The 18,927-nt window shown below is 74.8% G+C and carries 21 protein-coding genes; 14 read left to right on the top strand and 7 right to left on the bottom strand.

What is annotated here, in order from left to right; genetic code table 11:
* Nucleotides 1–5: 5 nt before the first annotated feature.
* The 3 genes from DER29_RS04330 (at nt 6) to DER29_RS04320 (ending at nt 3,112) form a co-directional block, all read left to right on the top strand.
* A complete protein-coding gene (locus tag DER29_RS04330) occupies nt 6–1,124 on the top strand; it encodes a cystathionine gamma-lyase (protein ID WP_121398992.1) in 1,119 nt (372 codons plus the stop codon).
* Nucleotides 1,121–1,912, top strand: coding sequence for a putative protein N(5)-glutamine methyltransferase (locus DER29_RS04325; protein ID WP_121396137.1), 792 nt, complete (start codon nt 1,121–1,123; stop codon nt 1,910–1,912). Before DER29_RS04330 ends, DER29_RS04325 begins: the two co-directional genes overlap by 4 nt.
* Nucleotides 1,913–2,059: 147 nt before the next feature.
* Entirely contained in the window at nt 2,060–3,112 is a 1,053-nt protein-coding gene (locus DER29_RS04320; protein WP_121396136.1) for an ROK family protein, read from the top strand.
* Between the two features lie 185 nt (nt 3,113–3,297).
* Here DER29_RS04320 and DER29_RS04315 read toward each other — a convergent pair whose 3' ends face one another.
* Nucleotides 3,298–3,498: a DUF397 domain-containing protein gene (locus DER29_RS04315; RefSeq protein ID WP_121396135.1), complete on the bottom strand. Its 201-nt coding sequence runs from the start codon at nt 3,496–3,498 to the stop codon at nt 3,298–3,300.
* A 4-nt stretch (nt 3,499–3,502) separates the two neighbouring features.
* Nucleotides 3,503–4,348, bottom strand: coding sequence for a helix-turn-helix transcriptional regulator (locus DER29_RS04310; protein WP_121396134.1), 846 nt, complete (start codon nt 4,346–4,348; stop codon nt 3,503–3,505).
* Between the two features lie 279 nt (nt 4,349–4,627).
* On the opposite strand from DER29_RS04310, the gene DER29_RS04305 reads away from it, so the two are divergent.
* Entirely contained in the window at nt 4,628–4,846 is a 219-nt protein-coding gene (locus tag DER29_RS04305) for a hypothetical protein (RefSeq protein ID WP_121396133.1), read from the top strand.
* Between the two features lie 115 nt (nt 4,847–4,961).
* Here the strand turns inward: DER29_RS04305 and DER29_RS04300 are convergent, their stop codons facing one another.
* Nucleotides 4,962–6,245 (bottom strand): 26S protease regulatory subunit, encoded by a 1,284-nt coding sequence (locus DER29_RS04300; RefSeq protein ID WP_121396132.1) that lies wholly within the window; start codon nt 6,243–6,245, stop codon nt 4,962–4,964.
* 195 nt (nt 6,246–6,440) lie between these two features.
* Here DER29_RS04300 and DER29_RS04295 point away from each other — a divergent pair, with 195 nt between their 5' ends.
* Nucleotides 6,441–7,547 carry a D-alanine--D-alanine ligase family protein gene (locus tag DER29_RS04295; protein WP_121396131.1) on the top strand — a complete coding sequence of 369 codons (1,107 nt, stop codon included), beginning with the start codon at nt 6,441–6,443 and terminating at the stop codon, nt 7,545–7,547.
* 100 nt (nt 7,548–7,647) lie between these two features.
* Here the strand turns inward: DER29_RS04295 and DER29_RS04290 are convergent, their stop codons facing one another.
* Together DER29_RS04290 and DER29_RS04285 are read right to left on the bottom strand one after the other, a co-directional pair.
* Entirely contained in the window at nt 7,648–8,292 is a 645-nt protein-coding gene (locus DER29_RS04290) for a DUF3515 family protein (protein ID WP_121396130.1), read from the bottom strand.
* Nucleotides 8,293–8,526, bottom strand: a complete 234-nt coding sequence (locus tag DER29_RS04285) for an Lrp/AsnC ligand binding domain-containing protein (RefSeq protein WP_091621086.1) — start codon at nt 8,524–8,526, stop codon at nt 8,293–8,295.
* A gap of 125 nt (nt 8,527–8,651) precedes the next feature.
* Here DER29_RS04285 and DER29_RS04280 point away from each other — a divergent pair, with 125 nt between their 5' ends.
* Both DER29_RS04280 and DER29_RS04275 read left to right on the top strand, forming a co-directional pair.
* Complete coding sequence (locus DER29_RS04280; protein WP_121396129.1) at nt 8,652–9,590, top strand: thiamine-phosphate kinase; 939 nt, start codon at nt 8,652–8,654, stop codon at nt 9,588–9,590.
* A 30-nt stretch (nt 9,591–9,620) separates the two neighbouring features.
* On the top strand, nt 9,621–10,088 hold the full coding sequence (locus DER29_RS04275; RefSeq protein ID WP_121396128.1) for a GNAT family N-acetyltransferase: 468 nt from the start codon (nt 9,621–9,623) through the stop codon (nt 10,086–10,088).
* A 272-nt stretch (nt 10,089–10,360) separates the two neighbouring features.
* Here DER29_RS04275 and rpmB read toward each other — a convergent pair whose 3' ends face one another.
* On the bottom strand, nt 10,361–10,552 hold the full coding sequence (gene rpmB, locus DER29_RS04270) for a 50S ribosomal protein L28 (protein WP_088963534.1): 192 nt from the start codon (nt 10,550–10,552) through the stop codon (nt 10,361–10,363).
* A 284-nt stretch (nt 10,553–10,836) separates the two neighbouring features.
* Here rpmB and DER29_RS04265 point away from each other — a divergent pair, with 284 nt between their 5' ends.
* The gene (locus tag DER29_RS04265) at nt 10,837–12,453 is read left to right on the top strand and encodes a DAK2 domain-containing protein (protein WP_121396127.1); all 1,617 of its coding nucleotides are present in this window, start codon (nt 10,837–10,839) and stop codon (nt 12,451–12,453) included.
* Nucleotides 12,450–14,651 (top strand): ATP-dependent DNA helicase RecG, encoded by a 2,202-nt coding sequence (gene recG, locus DER29_RS04260; RefSeq protein ID WP_121396126.1) that lies wholly within the window; start codon nt 12,450–12,452, stop codon nt 14,649–14,651. The genes DER29_RS04265 and recG overlap by 4 nt, the downstream gene beginning before the upstream one ends.
* Before the next feature lie 126 nt (nt 14,652–14,777).
* On the opposite strand, the gene DER29_RS34060 is transcribed toward recG, so the two are convergent.
* Complete coding sequence (locus DER29_RS34060; protein ID WP_158618961.1) at nt 14,778–16,025, bottom strand: hypothetical protein; 1,248 nt, start codon at nt 16,023–16,025, stop codon at nt 14,778–14,780.
* A gap of 314 nt (nt 16,026–16,339) precedes the next feature.
* Here DER29_RS34060 and rsmD point away from each other — a divergent pair, with 314 nt between their 5' ends.
* The 5 genes from rsmD to rpmF all read left to right on the top strand — a co-directional run bounded on the left by rsmD (nt 16,340) and on the right by rpmF (nt 18,926).
* Nucleotides 16,340–16,903 (top strand): 16S rRNA (guanine(966)-N(2))-methyltransferase RsmD, encoded by a 564-nt coding sequence (gene rsmD, locus DER29_RS04250; protein WP_121396125.1) that lies wholly within the window; start codon nt 16,340–16,342, stop codon nt 16,901–16,903.
* The gene (coaD, locus tag DER29_RS04245; protein ID WP_121396124.1) at nt 16,900–17,388 is read left to right on the top strand and encodes a pantetheine-phosphate adenylyltransferase; all 489 of its coding nucleotides are present in this window, start codon (nt 16,900–16,902) and stop codon (nt 17,386–17,388) included. The genes rsmD and coaD overlap by 4 nt, the downstream gene beginning before the upstream one ends.
* A gap of 188 nt (nt 17,389–17,576) precedes the next feature.
* Nucleotides 17,577–18,074 carry a hypothetical protein gene (locus DER29_RS04240; protein ID WP_121396123.1) on the top strand — a complete coding sequence of 166 codons (498 nt, stop codon included), beginning with the start codon at nt 17,577–17,579 and terminating at the stop codon, nt 18,072–18,074.
* 109 nt (nt 18,075–18,183) lie between these two features.
* Nucleotides 18,184–18,747 (top strand): DUF177 domain-containing protein, encoded by a 564-nt coding sequence (locus tag DER29_RS04235; RefSeq protein ID WP_121396122.1) that lies wholly within the window; start codon nt 18,184–18,186, stop codon nt 18,745–18,747.
* 5 nt (nt 18,748–18,752) lie between these two features.
* Nucleotides 18,753–18,926: a 50S ribosomal protein L32 gene (gene rpmF, locus DER29_RS04230; protein ID WP_018786309.1), complete on the top strand. Its 174-nt coding sequence runs from the start codon at nt 18,753–18,755 to the stop codon at nt 18,924–18,926.
* Nucleotide 18,927 lies beyond the last annotated feature (1 nt).

Raw genomic sequence — 18,927 nt, 5'->3', positions numbered from 1 at the left:
GCGACATGCCCGAGCACCAGGACGGCACCCGCTGCGTCCGCGCCGGCCTGCCCGAGCCGGCTCCCGGCCAGCCGTTCCTGCCCGGGCCGGTGTTCGCCGCGCCGTACCATCTGGACCCGTGGGCGGGGCCGGCGGCGGCGCCCGACGGCTACGGCCGGCCGGACAACCCCACCCGGCGGCTGCTGGAGGCGGCGGTCGGGGAGCTGGAGGGGGGCGACTGCCGGGTCTTCGCCAGCGGGCAGGCCGCGATCACCGGGCTGCTGCTGACGGTGCTGAGGCCGGGGGACACCGTGGTGCTCCCGTCGGACGGGTACTTCGCCGTCCGGGCCTTCGCCGCCGACACGCTGCAGGGCGTCGGGGTACGGGTGCTTCTCGCCCCGACCGCCGGCCCGCACCCGGCCTTCGACGGCGTACGCCTGGTGCTGCTGGAGACCCCGGCCAACCCGGGCCTGGACGTCGCCGACGTGGCGGCGCTGGCCGCCCGGGCGCACGCCGCCGGCGCCCTGGTCGCGGTCGACAACACCACGGCGACGCCGCTCGGGCAGCGCCCGCTCGACCTGGGCGCCGACGTCGTGGTGGCCTCCGGGACGAAGGCCCTCACCGGGCACTCCGACCTGCTGCTCGGCTACGTCGCGACCCGCTCGGCCGAGCTGCGGGACGCGGTCACCACCTGGCGGAACCTCACCGGGGCGGTGCCGGGCGCGTTCGACGCCTGGCTCGCGCACCGGTCGCTGGCCACCCTGGACCTGCGGCTGGCCCGGCAGACCGCGAACGCGCAGGCCCTCGCCGGGCTGCTCGCGGGGCGCGACGACGTGACCGGGCTGCGCTGGCCGGGGCTGCCCGGCGACCCGGCCCACGCGGTGGCGTCGGTCCAGATGCGAAGAGTCCCCGGGGTGCTCTGCTTCGACCTCGGCGACGCCGGGCGGGTGGCGCGGTTCCTCGACGCGGCCCGGCTGGTGGCCGCGGCCACCTCCTTCGGCGGCCTGCACACCACCGCCGACCGGCGGGCCCAGTGGGGCGACGACACCCCGCCCGGCTTCGTCCGGCTCTCCTGCGGGGTCGAGGACGCCGTCGACCTGGTCGCCGACGTGGCCGCCGCGCTGGACGCGAGCCGCGGCGCGTGACGGTCGTTGCGTTCCGCCCCGACCGGCCCGCCCTCGTGCGCCGGCTGCGCGCCGCCGGTTGCGTCTACGCCGAGGACGAGGCCGAACTGCTGATCGCCGCCGCCGACTCGGCCGAGGCGCTGGCCGGCCTGGCCGACCGCCGGATCGCCGGGCTGCCGCTGGAGCACGTGCTCGGCTGGGCCGAGTTCTGCGGCGAGCGGATCGCCGTCGACCCCGGCGTGTTCGTGCCGCGTGCGCGTACCGCCCTGTTGGTCGACGCCGCCGTCGCGGTGACCGGCCCGGCGGCGGCCGTGGTGGACCTGTGCTGCGGCTCCGGCGCCACCACGGTGGCGCTGGCCCGCCGGCTCGCGCCGCGCTGGCTGGCCGCCGCCGACGTGGACCCCGCCGCCGTGGCCTGCGCGCGGCGCAACCTCGACCCGCTGGCCGTGCCGGTCTTCCAGGGCGACCTGTACGACCCGCTGCCGGTGCGCTGGCGGGGCCGGCTGGACCTGGTGCTGGCCAACGCCCCGTACGTGCCGACGGCGGCGGTGGCGCTGATGCCGCCGGAGGCCCGGCTGCACGAGGCGCCGGTGGCCCTCGACGGTGGGACGGACGGGCTGGCGGTGCTGCGGCGGGTCGCCGAGGGCGCGGCGCGCTGGCTGGCCCCGGGCGGGCACCTGGTGGTGGAGGCGGGGGAGACGCAGGTGGACGCCCTGCTGGCGGCGCTGACCGCCGTGGGCCTGCACCCGTGGGTGACCCGGGACGACGACCGGGACGCCACCGCCGTCACGGCCCGCCGCCCGGGCTGACCCGCGGCCGTCCCTCCCCAACGCGTTGACCCGGCCGCCACCGTGACCCCGGCGCCAGCCGTCACCCGGTGTCAGCCGCGCGGCCTGGCGGGGGCGGGGAAGGGGAACTAGCCTCACGGCAGGCGTGGCGGCGGAAGGCGGGTTGTCGTGGGTGGTGCGGACGTGCCGGTGGTCGTCGGGCTGGACAACGGGGGCACCAGCAACAACGCCACGGTGCTCACCGTGGACGGCCGGTTCCTCGTGGACGGTCTGGTGGAGAACCCGAGCGAGGTGCGCGCCGGTCCGGCGGCGGCGATCGAGGCGCTGGCCCGCGCGTTCGACGGGGTGCTGGCGCTGACCGGCGTGCCCCGCGCGGCGGTGCGCGCGGTCGGGCTGGACACGCCGGGGCCGGCGAGCGCCACCGGCGTGATCTCCTCCCGCGGGTCGACCAACTTCTCCCAGCCGGCCTGGCGCGGCTACGACGTGCGTACCGCGCTGGAACGGCGGCTCGGGCTGCCGGTGGTCTACCACAACGACGGGAACGCCGCCGCGCTCTACGCCCACCACGCGCACTTCGGCGCGGAGGCGATGCGCCGCTCGTCGGTGTCGGCCATCGTCGGCACCGGGCTGGGCGGCGGTGTGGTCGAGGCGGGCCGGGTGGTGGCCGGGGCGGCCGGGATGGCCGGCGAACTGGGTCACGTGCACATCCCGCTGACCGGGCTGCTCGCGCCGGACCAGCCGGTGCCCACGTGCGCCTGCGGCTTCGCGGGGGACGCGGAGAGCGTCGCCTCGCTGACCGCCATCGGGCGGAACCTGCTGCCGTACTGGCTGGGTCGGTTTCCCGACCACCCGCTGGCCGTCGAGCCGCCGGAGCGGGCGGCGAAGCTGGTCCGGGGCTACGGGGAGCGCGGCGACGCGTTGGCCCGGGAGGTGTTCACCCAGCAGGCCATGGCGCTGGGTCGACTCTTCACCGTGGCGGCCAACTTCACCGATCCGCACGCGTACTTCGTCGGGGGCGGGGTGGTGGAGGCGGCCCCGGAGTTCCGGGACTGGTTCCTCGCGACCGTGCGCGAGCACACCGTGCTGCGCGAGGAGCAGGCCGCGTCGGCCACCTTCGCCCTGGTGCCCGAGCGGGACATGGCCGGTGCCCGGGGGGTGGCCATCGCGGCGCTGGAGGCGCTGCGCGCCGGCCCCGCGCCGCGCCCGGTGGTCGCGGGCTGACCCGCCGCTCTCCGCCGCGCAGACCGTCCACCGCCTCCGCCGGGGCGGACGAAGGGCCGCCCCCGGGCGGGCGGCACCGACCCCCGCCGGGCGGCGGCCCCACCGGCTCCCAACGGTGGGACCGCCGCCGGCGAGGCACCGGCGCGACGGGTCAGCGGGCGCGCCGGCGCCTCCGGAGGGGGAGGTCAGTGCCCGGGCGGCGCCCCGACGAAGGCGGCCCAGGCGGCCGGCGGGAAGAGCAGCGCGGGGCCGGACGGGTCCTTGGAGTCGCGGACGGCGACCGTGCCCGGGACCACCGCCATCTCCACGCACGCTCCCTCGTCGCCGCTGCGGCTGCTCTTGCGCCACCGCGCCACGGCCAGCGCCGCGCTGATCGTCGGTGTCATGGTCCTACCGTCCCTTCAGAAGTTGGAGGAGCTGGTCGCGGCTGTCCGCCGGGCTGAGCGCGACGGTCCGCAGATGCTCCATGATCTTGGTGCAGGTACGCAGGTCGCCCGGCCGGTCGAGGACCATCTGCCCGGCCACCGTCTCCACCGAGGCGATGATCGGGTCCTCCGGGTCTGCGAACTCCAGGATGTGCAGCGAGCCCCGGGTGCCCCGGTGGTAGCCGGCGGCGAGCGGGATCACCTGGACCGTGATGTTGGGCAGCTCGCCCATCTTGACCAGGTGGTGCAGTTGCGACTCCATCACCGACCGGTCGCCGACGGGCCGCAGCAGCGCGCCCTCGTCGATGATGGCGTCCAGGATCGGCGGCTGGTCGCTGATGAGCCGCTGCTGCCGGTCGAGCCGGAACTGGACCCGCTGCTCCACCTCGTCGTCGCGGAGGGTGTGCGGGCCGCCGCGCATCACGCCCCGGACGTAGTCGGCGGTCTGCAACAGGCCCGGCACCACGGAGGGCTCGAAGTTGGCGATGCCGGTGGCCTCGGCCTCCAGCGCGATGAAGTCGATGGTGCGCCGGTCCAGCAGGTGCGAGTACGACACCCACCAGCCGGGCTTGCGGGCGTCCTTGGCGAGCTGCACGGCTGCGGCGACCTCGTCCGCGCCGACCCCGTAGAGGGTGAGCAGGGCGCGCACGGTGGCGGGGCTGACCAGCGTCTGCGCGTTCTCGTAGCGGGACAGGGTGCTGCGGGTGCTGCTGATCTCGTCCGCCGCCGCCTCCAGCGTGAGGCCGGCGGCTTCCCGGTGGGTGCGCAGCGCGATGCCCAGTCGCCGGGCACGGGCGGTCTTCGGAGCCATGCATCGATCATCGCACATCTTTCCGGGAAGGTGTAGATGAGAGAACGTCGATGAGAGTTGCATTCATGGCTGTGGACATGTCAATCTGTCATCGCGTCCTCACCGCCGGTTGTCGTGGCGACGGTGGTGGTGAGTGACCGGAGGGGATGGGGCGCGCGGCGATCGGGTTTCTCCCCCGTACCCGATCGCCGCGTGCCACGCCCCGTGGCCCGCCAGCCGGAAGGGACTCGACGTGCGTACTGCCCGACAGGCCCGCACCGACCGCCCCGGCGGGCACCGATGACGCGGTTCCTGGTGGTCCTCACCGACGTACGACCGGCCGAGGGCGCCGGCCGCGACGAACGCAACTGCCCCGAGCGCCGCCGTCAGGTGGTCGGGGCGAGCAGCCGGGAGGCGGCGGACCGGATCGCGGGCGCGTTCATGGCGCTGGGCATGGTGCGGGCCGGCCGGCAGCGGGTGAAGGTGATCGCCATCGGCCGGCGGCACGCACGCGGCTGACGCCGCCGAGGGCGGTGCGGTCGCCGGAGGCGGCCCCGCCGGGTGGAAGGGCCGCCCGGCAGGAGGCCCGGCCCGGCGGGAGGCGCGGCCCGGCGCCCCGCCGGGCCGTCCGGCGTCAGAGCATCCTGCGCCGCTTCAGGTAGGCGACCAGGTCGTCGTAGACGCCCCCCTCGTTGGCGAACATCGCCACGTTGCGGGCGGTGGCCATCCACGGCTTCGTCGACGGCCGGACCTCCTTGACCGCCCGCTCCAGGTCCCGGTGCTCGATCATCCGCACCTCGCCGGTGCGTACCGAGTCGGCCATCGCGAACTCGGCGGCCGTCTCGCAGAGGTGGGCCAGGTCGGCGCCCGAGTAGTCCTCGGTGGCCGCGACGATCTTCCGCAGGTCGATCCCCGCGATCGGCCGCTCCCGCAGGTGGTACTCCAGGATGGAGCGGCGCGCCTCGGCGTCCGGCGGCAGCACCAGCACCACCCGGTCGAGCCGCCCCGGGCGGCGCAGCGCCGGGTCGACGTCCCACGGGGTGTTGGTGGCGGCCAGCACGAAGACCCCCTCGTTGCTGCCCTCCATCCCGTCCAGCTCCGCCAGCAGTTGGTTGCCCAGCGTCCGCATCGAACTGGAGCCGACCTGCGAGCGCTTGTGCCCCAGCGCGTCGACCTCGTCCAGGAAGAGCACGCAGGGCGCGTTGCGGCGGGCCGCCTGGAACAGCTCGTGCAGGTTGCGCTCCGAGTTGCCCATCCACATGTCCAGCACGTCGACGATGGACAGCGAGATGAACTTCGCGCCCATCTCCCCGGCGACCGCCCGGGCCAGGAACGTCTTGCCACAGCCGGGCGGGCCGTAGAGCATCAGGCCGCCACGGAGGCTCTTGCCGTACATCCTGCGCAGTTCCGGGTTGCGCAGCGGGCCGAGGAAGGCCAGCTCCAGCCGCTCCTTGACCGCCGACATGCCGCCCACGTCGGCCAGCCGGATGCCGGAGGTCTCCACGTCGTACGCCCGGTCGGAGTGGCCGGCGACCGGCTCCGGCTCGTCGCCGGCGCGGGCGAACCGCGGCGGCACGACGTCGGCCAGTTCCTGCTCGTAGGCGGCGAGGGGGTCGTGGTCGGAGGTCGCGGCGGCACCGCCGGGCCCGGCCGGCGCCGGGCGCTGCGCCGGCGGTCGCGGGTCCGCCGGGGGCGGCGTCGGCGGCGGGGGTACGGAGCCGCCCAGCGCCCGCTGCATCAGCGCCTGCGCCTGGCCGTTGCCCGGATCCCGGGCGAGGGCCTGCCCGACCTGCGCGATCGCCTCCCCGGCCCGGCCGGCGTCCAGCAGCAGCGCGGCCAGGTGCAGGCGCAGCGGCAGGTCGTCGGGGCGGGCGTCCAGGGCCGCCGTCAGGGACTGGATGAGGGGATCAGCGCTCATAGGACGTGCAGCGTAGTGGGCGCCCGGTGTCGTCACCGCCCCGTACGGGCGATTACGGAACGTATATCCTCCGTTGACCGAATGCCGCGACGCTTCGGCTGTCCCCGGGTATCGGCATCCGGCGCCCGCCACGCACAGTAAGGTCAACCGGGTGAGCGCCACGACCGGAGCAGTCGCGTACGAAGAGGTGACGCAGTGACCACCCCAGGCAGGACCCGCGTGGCGATCGTGTTCGGCGGCCGCAGCCCGGAGCACGGCATCTCCTGCGTCAGCGCCGGCAGCGTCCTCGGCGCCCTCGACCCGGACGAGTTCGAGGTGGTGCCGGTGGGCATCACCCGGGCCGGCCGGTGGGTGCTGACCAGCGGAGACCCCGGCCAGTTGGCGATCAACGCGCGCCGGCTGCCGGAGATCACCGCCGATTCCGGCACCGACATCGTGCTGCGCGCCGACCCGACCGGCAACGGGCTCATGGTGCTCGACCCCACCGAGGGGCCCCGGGCGCTCGCCGACGTCGACGTGGTCTTCCCGGTGCTGCACGGCGCCTACGGCGAGGACGGCACCATCCAGGGCATGCTGGAGATGGCCGGCATCCCCTACGTCGGGGCGAACGTCTTCGCCTCCGCAGCCGCCATGGACAAGGAGTTCACCAAGAAGCTCTGCGCCGCCGAGGGCATCCCGGTGGGCCCGTACGCGGTGCTGCGCAACGGGATGACGCTGAGCGAGGCGGACAAGGAGCGACTCGGCCTGCCGGTCTTCGTGAAGCCGTCCCGGGCCGGTTCGTCGTTCGGCATCAGCAAGGTCGACGACTGGGCGGACCTGGACGCGGCGGTCGCCACCGCCCGGCAGATCGACCCGAAGGTGCTGATCGAGGGCGCGGTCGTCGGCCGCGAGATCGAGTGCGGCGTGCTGGAGGGCGAGGCCGGCGGCGCGCCGGAGGCGTCCGTGCTCGCCGAGGTGCGGGTGGTCGGCGACTACGACTTCTACGACTTCGAGGCGAAGTACATCGACTCCGAGTCCGCCTGCGAGTACGACATCCCCGCAGGCCTGCCGGAGCGGGTGACCCGTCAGGTCCAGGAGTACGCCGTCCGCGCCTTCACCGCGCTCGACTGCGCCGGGCTGGCCCGGGTCGACTTCTTCGTCACCCCGGAGCTGGACGTCTACCTCAACGAGATCAACACCATGCCGGGCTTCACCCCGACGTCGATGTTCCCGCGGATGTGGGCGGCCTCCGGGTTGGAGTACCCGAAGCTGGTCAACCGCCTCATCCGCACCGCCCTGCACCGCGGCGTCGGCCTGCACTGAGCCGCTCGCGCGGGGAGGGGCACCTTCCCGACGAACGGTGCAACGGGAGGACGCCCTTCCCGGCCCCTGCCCGCGCACGCGGGGCGGGGCGGGGGCGGTGTCAGGCGCGGCAGCCGCTCGGGGTGTCGGCGACGGAGGGCACCGAGGCCACGATCGTGTCCGAGACGGGGGCCACCCACTGCAACCCCTGCCCGTAGAAGTGCGGCACGCGGACGGTGACGGCGGTCTCCCGGTCCATGGTGGTGAGCACGGTGGCGTCGCGTTCCTCGCTGGCGTACCAGCACACCCGGTTGACCGTCCAGACGTGGTCCGTGTCGTCGACGGCCGGCTTGGCCCCACCGCAGGCGACGGTGACCGCCGGGTCGCCGTACGCGGCGTTCTGTTCCGGGCCGGCCGTGACCGGGCGCTGGGGGAGGTCGTTGACCGTGGGCGGCAACTGCGAGAGCAGGGCCCGGCAGACCGTGGCGGGCCGTTCGGCCAGCGCCGGCGCGGCCATCTCGACCGGGGCGGTGGAGCGCGGGCCGGCGCTGGTGGCGGTCGCGCTCGGCGTGGCGGCCGGCTCGGCCCGCTCGTCGGGGGAGAGTTGGGCGAACGCGAGCCCGCCCACCAGCACGGTGACCGGCAGTGCGACCAGCGTCGCGATCAGCGCGGCGCCGCGCGTCGTGCGGTCGCGGACCGGCCGGTCGGGGGTTACCTCGTCCGGCTGGGCGGAATCGGTCACGGGAGAGTCAGTGATCTTGTCCACTTACAGGCGCACCACCGAACACGTGAGGGTGCGGGTGATGCCGGGCACCATCTGCACGTTGCTGACGATGAGTTTGCCGAGCTCGTCGACGGTGTTCGCCTCGGTGAGCACGACCACGTCGTACGGCCCGGTGACGGCGTCGACGCGTACCACGCCGGCAAGGTCCGAGATGAGACCGGCCACGTCACGCGCCCGTCCGACCTCGGTCTGGATGAGGATGTACGCCTGTACCACGACTCGACCTCCGTCCGTCGCCGCCCTGGAGCGGCCCGAAGGGAGAAAGTACCTTACGGACCAGGTCTGATCCCTATCGGTGGTCAAGGAGAAGCGGTGAGCGAGCAGGACGGCGGAGGGCCGGCATGAGTGTCGCGGGAGTCGGCGAGTTCGGCCTGATCGACCGGGTGACCGCCCGGTTGTCGTACGGATCGACCGTTCTGCTCGGTCCCGGGGACGACGCGGCGGTGGTGGCCGCCCCGGACGCCCGGGTCGTGGCATCGACCGACGTGCTGGTGGAGGGGCGGCACTTCCGGCGGGACTGGTCCGGCGCGCGTGACGTCGGCCACCGGGCGGCGGCGGCCAACCTGGCCGACATCGCCGCGATGGGGGCGCAGCCGACCGCGCTGCTGGTCGCGCTCTGCATGCCGCCCGAGCTGGCGCCCGGGTGGGCCGAGGAACTGGCCGACGGGCTCGCCGCCGAGGCGGCGAAGGTCGGCGCGAGCGTGGTGGGCGGGGACATGTCGGCCAGCCCGACGTTGACGATCGCGGTCACCGCCCTCGGCGACCTCGGCGGCCGGCCGCCGGTGACGCGCTCCGGCGCGCGGCCCGGGGACGTGCTGGCCCTGGCCGGCCGCACCGGGTACGCGGCGGCCGGGCTGACCGTGCTCTCCCGGGGCTTCCGCACGCCCCGGCTGCTGGTCGAGGCGTACCGGCGGCCCGAGGTGCCCTACCCGGCGGGACCGCACGCCGCCCGGCTCGGCGCCACCGCCATGATCGACGTGTCGGACGGACTGCTCGCCGACCTCGGGCACGTGGCGAAGGCCAGCGGGGTCGCCGTGGACGTGCGCCGGGACGCCTTCGAGGTGCCCCGGCAGATGCGCGACGCCGCCCAGGCGCTCGGCGTCGACCCGTACTCCTGGCTCCTCGCCGGGGGCGACGACCACGCGCTGGCCGCGACCTTCCCGTCGGCGGTGGCGCTGCCTGCCGACTGGCGGCCGATCGGGCGGGTGACGGCGGGTTCGGGCGTCACGGTCGACGGGCGGCCGTACGACGGACCCGCTGGCTGGGACCACTTCCGGTAAGGGGCCGATCGGCGTCGTACCCTTTACTGCGTGAGTGAGATCGAGATTTGGGTCGAGCGCTTCGACTCGCCGGTGGCGCAGCGGCTGATCCGCGCCGCGCTGGCTGACCTCGGCGCCCGGTACGGCGGCAGCGGCGACGAGACCCCGGTCGACCCGGGGGAGTTCGAGCCGCCCGCCGGGGCCTTTCTCGTCGCCCACCTCGGCGGCGAGCCGGTCGGCTGCGGCGGCTGGCGCAGCCACGGTGACGAGGGCGACACCGCCGAGCTGAAGCGGATGTACACCGCACCGGCGGCCCGGGGCCGGGGCGTGGCCCGGGCGGTGCTGGCGGCGGTGGAGCGCTCGGCCCGGGAGCACGGGCGCAAGCGGATCGTCCTGGAGTGCGGCGACAAGCAGCCTGAGGCCGTCGCCATGTACACGGCGGCCGGCTACGAGCGCATTCCGAACTTCGGCTACTACCGGGACGCCCCGGGCTGCATCTCCTTCGCCCGCACGCTCTGATCCGTCCCGCGCCGGGGGCCGTCGGGGCTCCCGGTGCGGCCCACCCCGATCGCGCCGCCCGCGGAGGGGCGTCGGGCGGCCCACCGCCGGAGTGCCCGTCGTGCTGGCGTTGTCGGCCGTGGCCGCCGGGACGACCGACGCTCACCTCGGTGCTTCGGGCCGGTCGCCGGACCCGGCAACGAGCCGCGGACGGCGTCGCCCGGACACGACAGAGCCGGCGGGCCGTGACGGCCCGCCGGCAATGACGAGTGTGAAGGGTGGGGCCTACCGCGTCAGGCGCGGGTGACCTTGCCAGCCTTGATGCAGGAGGTGCAGACCTGCATCTTCTTGGTGTTGCCGCCACCGGCCGGGGTACGCACCGACTGGATGTTCGGGTTCCAGCGGCGGTTGGTCCGCCGGTGCGAGTGGGACACGTTGTGGCCGAAGCCCGGTCCCTTGCCACAGACGTCGCACACGCTAGCCACGGGATACTCCTGGGATTGAAACGTTCATGGGGTCGCCGCCAGGCGCAGCCCGGGCAACCTGGCCAGGTTACCCGATGACCCGGGGCCCGACCAACCGGCCCCGGACGCCGGCCCGAGGTGGGGGGCCGTCGCCGCGCGGCGCGGTCCCGGTCGCCCGGCCCGCGCCCGTCCCCCGCGCGTGGGGACGCGCCACGAGGATAGTTGGGTGCGCGTGGCCACCGGACACGCCGTGGGAGTCGCGCCGGCCCCGGCGCGTGTCGGTGCGCGCCAGTAGGCTTCTCGCCGTGCTGGACACCCTCGACGCCGCCGCGGTCCGCCGTTGGTGCGCGGGCGGGCTGGTCGCGCTCAAGCGTCACCAGGGCGAGATCGACGACCTGAACGTCTACCCGGTGCCCGACGGCGACACCGGCACCAACATGGTGCTCACCCTCACCTCCGCCCAGCAGGCGCTCGCGATGGACCTCGGCACCCTCCCGGAGGACGGGTCCACCGCGCACGGGCACGCGTTGCGGCTGATGGCCCGGGGCGCGCTGCTGGGCGCGCGGGGCAACTCGGGGGTGATCCTGTCGCAGATCCTGCGCGGCTTCGCCGACGCCGTCGCCGCCGCACCCGCCGTGCGGGGGCGCGAGCTGGCCGCCGCCCTGCGCGACGGCACCGCCGCCGCCTACGCGGCGGTCGCCCGCCCGGTCGAGGGCACGCTGCTCAGCGTCGTCGCCGCGGCGGCGCACGCCGCCGAGCGGGCCGACAGCGACGACCTGCGGGCGGTCGTCCGGGCGGCGGCGGGCGGGGCGGCGCACGCCTTGGCGCGCACCCCCGAGCAGCTTCCGGCGCTGGCCCGGGCCGGCGTGGTGGACGCCGGCGGCCGGGGCCTGTGCCTGCTGCTCGACGCCCTGGTCGAGGTCGTGACCGGCGAGAGCCCCGAGCGGCCCGCGCCCGCGTCGCGCCCGGCCCGTCCGCCGGCCACCGCCGTGCGCGAGACCGGTTCCGAGGAGTACGCGTACGAGGTGCAGTTCCTGCTCGACGCCGGGCCGGAGGCGGTGGCCCGGCTGCGGATCGAGCTGGCGGCCCTGGGCGACTCGCTGGTGGTCGTCGGCGACGGGAGCGCCGGCGCGGGCACCTGGAACGTGCACGTGCACGTCAACGACGTGGGCGCGGCGATCGAGGCGGGCGTGGTGGCCGGCCGGCCGCACCGCATCTCGGTGACTCGCTTCGCCGACCAGGCCGCACCGGTGTCGCCCCCCGTGGCGGCGGACGGGCGGGCCGCCGTGGTGGTGGCCGCCGGCGCGGGCATCGCCGAGCTGTTCGCCGGCGAGGGCGCGACGGTGGTGCCCGGCAACCCGTCGATCGGCGAGCTGCTGGACGCGATCCGCGTCACCGGGGCGGCGCGCGTGGTGGTGCTGCCCAACGACCCCGACACGCAGGCGGTGGCGAGCGCCGCCGCCCGGGAGGCGCACGGGCTCGGCCTCAGGGTCAGCGTGGTGCCGACTCGCTCGCCGGTGCAGGCGCTGGCCGCCCTCGCGGTGCGCGACCCGGGGCGGCGCTTCTCCGACGACGTGATCGCGATGGCCGAGGCGGCCGGCGCCTGCCGCTACGCCGAGGTCTGCTACGCCCGCCGCGAGGCGCTGACCGTCGCCGGCCCCTGCCGTCCCGGCGACGTGCTGGCGCTGGTCGAGGGGGAGGTGCACCTGATCGGGTCCGATCTGACCGACACCTGCGCCGCCGTGGTCGACCGGATGCTCGGCGGCGGCGGCGAGCTGGTGACGCTGCTCTCGGGGGCGGACGCCCCCGACGGGCTGGCCGACGCGGTCCGCGAGCACGTCGGGCGGCGCTGGCCGTTCGTCGAGGTGCAGGCGTACCCGGGCGGGCAGCCGCACTATCCGCTCCTGGTGGGGGTCGAATGACGTCCGAGCCGGCCACGATGGACACGCCGCTGAAGAAGCTGGTCGGCGAGAAGACCGCGAAGGCTCTCGCCGGGCATCTCGACCTGCACACCGCCGGCGACCTGATCTACCACTTCCCGCGTCGCTACGACGAGCGCGGCGAGCACACCGACATCCGCGCGCTCGACGTCGGCGAGCAGGTCACCGTGCTGGCCCAGGTGCAGCGCACCGCCGTACGCCCGATGCGCCAGCGCCGAGGCAACCTGCTGGAGGTGACGGTCGGCGACGGCTCGGGCGGCACCCTGACGCTGACCTTCTTCGGCAACCAGGCCTGGCGGGAGCGGGAGCTGCGCCCCGGCCGGTGGGGGCTCTTCGCCGGCAAGGTCACCGAGTTCCGGGGCAAGCGGCAGCTCAACGGCCCGGAGTACGTCCTGCTCGGCGAGGGCGGCGACGGCGAGGCGGCGGTCAACGAGGAGATCGAGGAGTTCGCCGGCGCGCTGATCCCGGTCTACCCGGCCGCCGCGGCGGTGCCCACCTGGGTCATCGCCCGCTGCGTCCGGGTGGTGCTGGACACCTTCACCGCGCCGGAGGACCCGCTGCCCGCCACCCTGCGCGCGAGCCGCAAACTCGGCGGCATCGGCACCGCGCTGCGCGAGATCCACCGGCCGTCCAGCAAGGAGGCGCTCTACCGGGCGCGGCACCGGCTCAAGTGGGACGAGGCGTTCGCCGTGCAGCTCACCCTGGTGCAGCGCAAGCGCCGGGCCGCCGCCTCGCCCGCCCGGCCCCGCCCGGCGAAGCCCGGCGGCCTGCTCGACGCCTTCGACGCCCGGCTGCCCTACGTGCTGACGCCCGGCCAGCGCGACGTGGGCGTGGAGATCGCGGCGGACCTGGCCACGGCCCACCCGATGCACCGGCTGCTCCAGGGCGAGGTCGGCTCCGGCAAGACGGTGGTCGCGCTGCGCGCGATGCTCCAGGTGGTCGACGCGGGCGGGCAGGCCGCGCTGCTGGCCCCGACCGAGGTGCTGGCCGCGCAGCACCACCGGGGCATCCTCGACCTGCTCGGGCCGCTCGGGCGGGCCGGCGAGCTGGGTGCGGCCGACGACGCCACCAGGGTCGAGCTGGTCACTGGCTCGCTGGGCGCGGCGGCCCGCCGGCGCGCGCTGGCCGAGGTCGCCAGCGGCGCCGCCGGCATCGTGCTCGGCACCCACGCCCTGCTCTACGAGGGCGTCGACTTCGCCGACCTCGGCCTGGTGGTGGTCGACGAGCAGCACCGCTTCGGCGTCGAGCAGCGCGACGCGCTGCGCGCCAAGGCCGAGCAGCCGCCGCACGTGCTGGTGATGACGGCCACCCCGATCCCGCGCACCGTGGCGATGACCGTCTACGGCGACCTGGAGACCTCCACCCTCTCCCAGCTGCCGCAGGGCCGCTCGCCGATCGCCTCGCACGTGGTGCCGGCCGCCGAGAAGCCGGCCTTCCTGGACCGGGCCTGGCGCCGGGTGCGCGAGGAGGTGGCGGCCGGGCACCAGGCGTACGTCGTCTGCCCGCGTATCGGCGAGGGTCCGGCGAGCGAGGAGGAACCGCCGCCGGAGGACGACAACGGGCGGCGGCCGCCGATGGCGGTCACCGAGGTGGCGCCGCTGCTCGCCGAGGGGCCGCTGCACGGCCTGCGCATCGGCGTGCTGCACGGCCGGCTGCCGGCCGACGAGAAGGACGCGGTGATGCGCTCCTTCGCCGCCGGCGACCTCGACGTCCTGGTCGCCACGACCGTGGTCGAGGTGGGCGTCAACGTGCCGAACGCGACCGTGATGATCGTGCTCGACGCCGACCGGTTCGGCGTCTCCCAGCTGCACCAGCTGCGCGGCCGGGTCGGGCGGGGCTCCGCCCCCGGCCTCTGCCTGCTGGTCACCGAGGCGCTTGAGGGCACGCCCGCGCGGGAGCGGCTCGACGCGGTGGCCTCCACGACCGACGGGTTCAAGCTCGCCGAGCTGGACCTGGAGCAGCGCCGGGAGGGCGACGTGCTGGGCGCCACCCAGTCGGGGCGCCGCTCGCACCTGCGGCTGCTCTCGCTGCTGCGCGACGCCGACCTGATCCGCGACGCCCGGGTCGAGGCGATCGCCCTGGTCGAGGAGGACCCGGAGCTGGCCCGGCATCCGGCGCTGGCCGCGTCGGTGGCCGCCCTGGTAGACGAGGAACGCGCGGAATACCTGGAGAAGGGCTGACGCTGGCCCGTCGCTGGCGGTGTTGCGGGCCACGGCGAGCAGCTGGCGATCGACGGCGGTCCCGTAACGGGTGAGGGCGCGCCGACCACGCGGTCGGCGCGCCCTCACGGGTCAACTCGGTCCGGCTCAGGCGGTGAAGCGCACCCGACGCCGGCGGGCGACGACGAACAGCACCGCGCCCAGGGCGAGCAGGGCGACCGCGCCGGCGGCGATGCCGCCGGCCGCCGCGCCGGTGACCGGGAGGCCACCGCCCTCGCCGCCGTCGTCGCAGCCGCCCTCGGGAGCGGTCCACGCGATCGGCTTCGCCGACTCCAGGTCACCGGTGAAGACGACGCTGAGCCCCTCGGCGGCCGGGAACGTCACGGTCTTCGTGGTGCCGGGCGCGAAGGTCACGGTCTTCGGCTCGCCGGTGCTCGGGGTGAAGGTCGAGGTGAGGCTGATGCCGTTCTCCGGGTTGGCCACCTTGAGGATCAGCTCCTCGCAGGTGGTGGCGTGGGAGATCGTCGGCTTGCCGACCTCGGGCTGCTGGCAGTCCTCGGGCTGCTTCCAGCCGCCCTGCCAGGTCTTCATGCCCTCGGCCGCGACGGTGATCTCCTTGGCCTGCGCCTCGGTCAGCTCGAGCTTCTCGAACTTGCCCGCCGCCACGGTCACCTTCTCGGCGAGCTCGCCGCTGCCCGTGACCGCGAAGACCGCCGCCACGTTGCCCCGGTTGACCAGGGTGAGCGTCGCGCTGCCGGTGCAGTCGTACGTGGCCTCGACGGCGGGCTCGGCCACGCAGGTGCCCTCGCCGCCGTTGTACCAGGCGGCCGGGCCCTCGGAGCGGGCGCCGATGCCGGCAGGGCTGCCGACCTTGCGGTTGTCGTAGCGCTTGCCGCCCTCGACCAGCGGGTCGATGATCTCGCTGCCGAAGACGAAGTCGACCTGGGTGAAGCAGGTCGGTACGGCGACCTTGAACTCCAGCTTGGCGACGGTGCCGATCTCGCCGTCCGGCACCGGGGCGAAGGCCTTGACGGACTTGTCGAACAGGTACTGCGGCACGGCGAACTTCGCCGACGGCGCCACGTAGGACACCAGCGCGAAGTCCTGCTTCTCGCCCTCGCAGAGCGGGCCGTTGGTCAGCGTGATCGACGCCTCGCCCCTGGCCCCGTCGAACGTGTGCGTGTAGCGCGCGTCGGCGGCGCTGACGCAGGTCGGCTCCTGGGGGGTGGACGACCGGGTCGGCTCGGGGGCGGGGGCGGTCGCGCTCGCCGAGGCCGAGGGCGACGGGTTGGTGGCGATCGCCGGCGACGAGACCGCGAACGCCGTGACGAGACCGGCCAGGGCGGCGGCTGCCACGGTGAGCGGTCGCCGCGGCGACAGCGGGGGACGGATCACGCGTACTCCCGGGGTGTGAGGAAGCGTCGGAGGAGCGGCGCGGAAGGGAGCGGTCGGGCGGCTCGACCGAGCGCGCGCGGCGACGCGGACGCCCCCTCGCGCCGTGGAGCCGGCGGGGCACCCGCCGGCACCGGCAGACCCTAGCGAGGTCGCCGCGTGCGGCACAACGCTCAGCGAAGACCGAGGATGTTGTTATGAATGCGAGATCATCGATATACGCAGGGTGGTCGCCCGGGTCGGTCGGAGGCACGCACCGTGTCGACGCCGACCGTCTCCGCGTCGCGTAGCGTCGTGCGCATGAGCAGGAGGAGACGGTGACCCGGATCGTGGCCGGGACCCTCGGTGGGCGCCGGCTCGCCGCGCCGCCCGGCGCGGGCACCCGGCCCACGTCGGACCGGGTCCGCGAGGCGCTGTTCAGTGCCGTGCAGGCCGAGGTCGACCTGGCCGGCGCCCGCTTCGCCGACCTCTACGCCGGGTCCGGCGCGGTCGGCCTGGAGGCCCTCTCCCGGGGTGCCGCGCACGTGCTGCTGGTGGAGTCCGACCCCCGCGCGGCCCGGGTGATCCGGGAGAACGTGGCGACGCTGCGCGCCGCCCCGGCCGCCCGGCTGGTCACCGGGAGGGTCGCCACGGTGCTGGCGGCCGGCCCGGACGGCGACCCGTACGACGTGGTCTTCGCCGACCCGCCCTACGCGGTGCCGGACGCGGAGATCACCGCGATGCTCGCCGCGCTGGTCGACGGCGGCTGGCTGGCCCCGGACGCCCTGCTGGTGGTGGAGCGGTCCAGCCGCACCGGCCCGGTCGGGTGGGTGGAGGGCGTCACCGGCGAGCGCAGCCGCCGGTACGGCGAGACGACCCTTTGGTACGGTCGCCGATCATGAGACGTGCGGTGTGTCCCGGCTCGTTCGATCCGGTCACCAACGGGCACCTCGACATCGTCGGCCGGGCGAGCCGGCTGTTCGACGAGGTGATCGTGGGCGTGCTGGTCAACCAGTCGAAGAGCGGCCTGTTCACCGTCGAGGAGCGGATCGACATGCTCCGCGAGGTGACCGCCTCCTACGACAACGTCCGGGTGGAGTCGTTCCGCGGCCTGCTGGTCGACTTCTGCCGGGCGCAGCAGGCGAGTGTGCTGATCAAGGGCCTGCGGGCGGTCAGCGACTTCGACTACGAGCTGCAGATGGCGCAGATGAACATCGGCCTGGCCGGCGTGGAGACCCTGTTCATGCCGACCAACCCGCTCTACTCGTTCCTCTCCTCCAGCCTGGTCAAGGACGTGGCGAAGTGGGGCGGCGACATCTCCGCCCACGTGCCCGACCGGGTCGGCGCGGAACTGCGGGCCCGACTCTCCCCGCCGCCGCGCGACTGACCTCCCGCGGCCATCCCCCACCCCGCCGGAGCGTGCCCGGCGGGGATCACGTCGTCGCGCACCGCGACGCGCCGGGCCGGGGTGAGCGGCGCGGTGTGGTCGGGGCGCGACATGATGTGTGGAGCGGGAAACCGGCCGTAGCCCGCATCATGTAGATCGGCCCGACGAACGACAGGAGTGAGGTACCGGTGGACCCGCTCGATCGCATCGACGAACTGATCGCCATGGTGGAGCAGGCCCGCTCCGTCCCGATGTCGCGCAACAACTGCATGGTCGACCGGGGCGAGTTCATCGCGGCCCTCGACGAGCTGCGCGCCGAACTCCCCGCCGACCTGCGCCGAGCCGCCGCGCTGCTCGAGGAGCGGGACAAGATCATGGAGGCCGGCAAGCGCGAGGCCGACCGGATCATCAGCGAGGGTGAGGCGGAACACGCCCGGCTGGTCTCGGTGAACGAGATCACGGTCTCCGCCGAGCACGAGGGCGCGCGGATCATCGCGGAGGCCCGCGCCGAGGCGCAGCGCCTGCGCGAGGAGGTCGACGACTACGTCGACACCGCGCTGGCCAACTTCGAGCAGTTCCTCACCCGGGCACTCGCCTCGATAGAGCGCGGCCGGGACAAGATGCACGCGCTGCGCGAGATCGGCACCTTCGGTGGGGAGGAGGCGGAACGCCCGCTACCCTTCTGAGCGGCACCTCACCAGCCGGCAGACGGGGCGGGCGCCGCCCCCGGTTCGACGGTCCGGCGGTCGCCCAGGTAACCTCTTTTGTCGGCCTCTCACCGGCCGGAGTCTGACTATGCCCAAACACACGCCATCGACACTCGACCCCAGGTCGCCGCTGGTCCTCGACACGAGGGAGCTGCCGCGCCGGCCTGGTGCCTTGCGTACGGTCAAGCGGGTGGTGCCGGCACCGGCGGACCTCGGCGGCGAGATGATCGCCGTGCCGGAGGGCGCGGACCTCGACCTCGATCTGAGGTTGGAGTCGGTGTCCGAGGGCGTGCTCGTCTCGGGGACCGTCAGCGGTACCGTCCGGGGCGAGTGCGGTCGCTGCCTACGCGAGATCGACGACTCGCTGGCCGTGCGGATCCAGGAGCTGTACGCGTACGAGAACAGCACCACGGACACCACGACCGACGAGGACGAGGTGGGCCGGATGCAGGGCGATCTGATCGACCTGGAGCCGGCGCTGCGGGACGCGGTGGTGCTCACGCTGCCGACCAACCCGCTCTGCCGGGAGGACTGCCCAGGCCTGTGCCCCGAATGCGGGGTGCACTTGGACGATCTGCCGGCCGACCACAGTCACGAGCAGATCGACCCGCGTTGGGCGGGCCTGTCGCAACTGAACCGTAAAGAGGAGTAGGAACCGTGGCCGTCCCCAAGCGCAAGATGTCGCGCAGCAACACCCGCGCCCGCCGGGCGAACTGGAAGGCGACCGTGGTCGCGACCGTGGCCTGCCCCCAGTGCAAGTCGGCGAAGCTGCCCCACGCCGCCTGCTCCGTCTGCGGCACCTACAACGGCCGCCAGGTTCTCGAGGTCTGAC

The sequence above is a fragment of the Micromonospora sp. M71_S20 genome (assembly GCF_003664255.1).
Lineage (GTDB): Bacteria > Actinomycetota > Actinomycetes > Mycobacteriales > Micromonosporaceae > Micromonospora.
The sequence above is the reverse complement of the archived record's forward strand: the minus strand, read 5'-3'. Positions and strand labels throughout refer to the sequence as shown.

Bases quoted from the DNA above. Each gene is read 5' to 3' on its own strand.
- DER29_RS04330 (WP_121398992.1), top strand. From the start codon at position 6: ATGCCCGAGCACCAGGACGGCACCCGCTGCGTCCGCGCCGGCCTGCCC.
- DER29_RS04315 (WP_121396135.1), bottom strand. From the start codon at position 3,498: ATGACACCGACGATCAGCGCGGCGCTGGCCGTGGCGCGGTGGCGCAAG.
- DER29_RS04310 (WP_121396134.1), bottom strand. From the start codon at position 4,348: ATGGCTCCGAAGACCGCCCGTGCCCGGCGACTGGGCATCGCGCTGCGC.
- DER29_RS04305 (WP_121396133.1), top strand. From the start codon at position 4,628: ATGACGCGGTTCCTGGTGGTCCTCACCGACGTACGACCGGCCGAGGGC.
- DER29_RS04300 (WP_121396132.1), bottom strand. From the start codon at position 6,245: ATGAGCGCTGATCCCCTCATCCAGTCCCTGACGGCGGCCCTGGACGCC.
- DER29_RS04280 (WP_121396129.1), top strand. From the start codon at position 8,652: ATGAGTGTCGCGGGAGTCGGCGAGTTCGGCCTGATCGACCGGGTGACC.
- recG (WP_121396126.1), top strand. From the start codon at position 12,450: ATGACGTCCGAGCCGGCCACGATGGACACGCCGCTGAAGAAGCTGGTC.
- coaD (WP_121396124.1), top strand. From the start codon at position 16,900: ATGAGACGTGCGGTGTGTCCCGGCTCGTTCGATCCGGTCACCAACGGG.
- DER29_RS04235 (WP_121396122.1), top strand. From the start codon at position 18,184: ATGCCCAAACACACGCCATCGACACTCGACCCCAGGTCGCCGCTGGTC.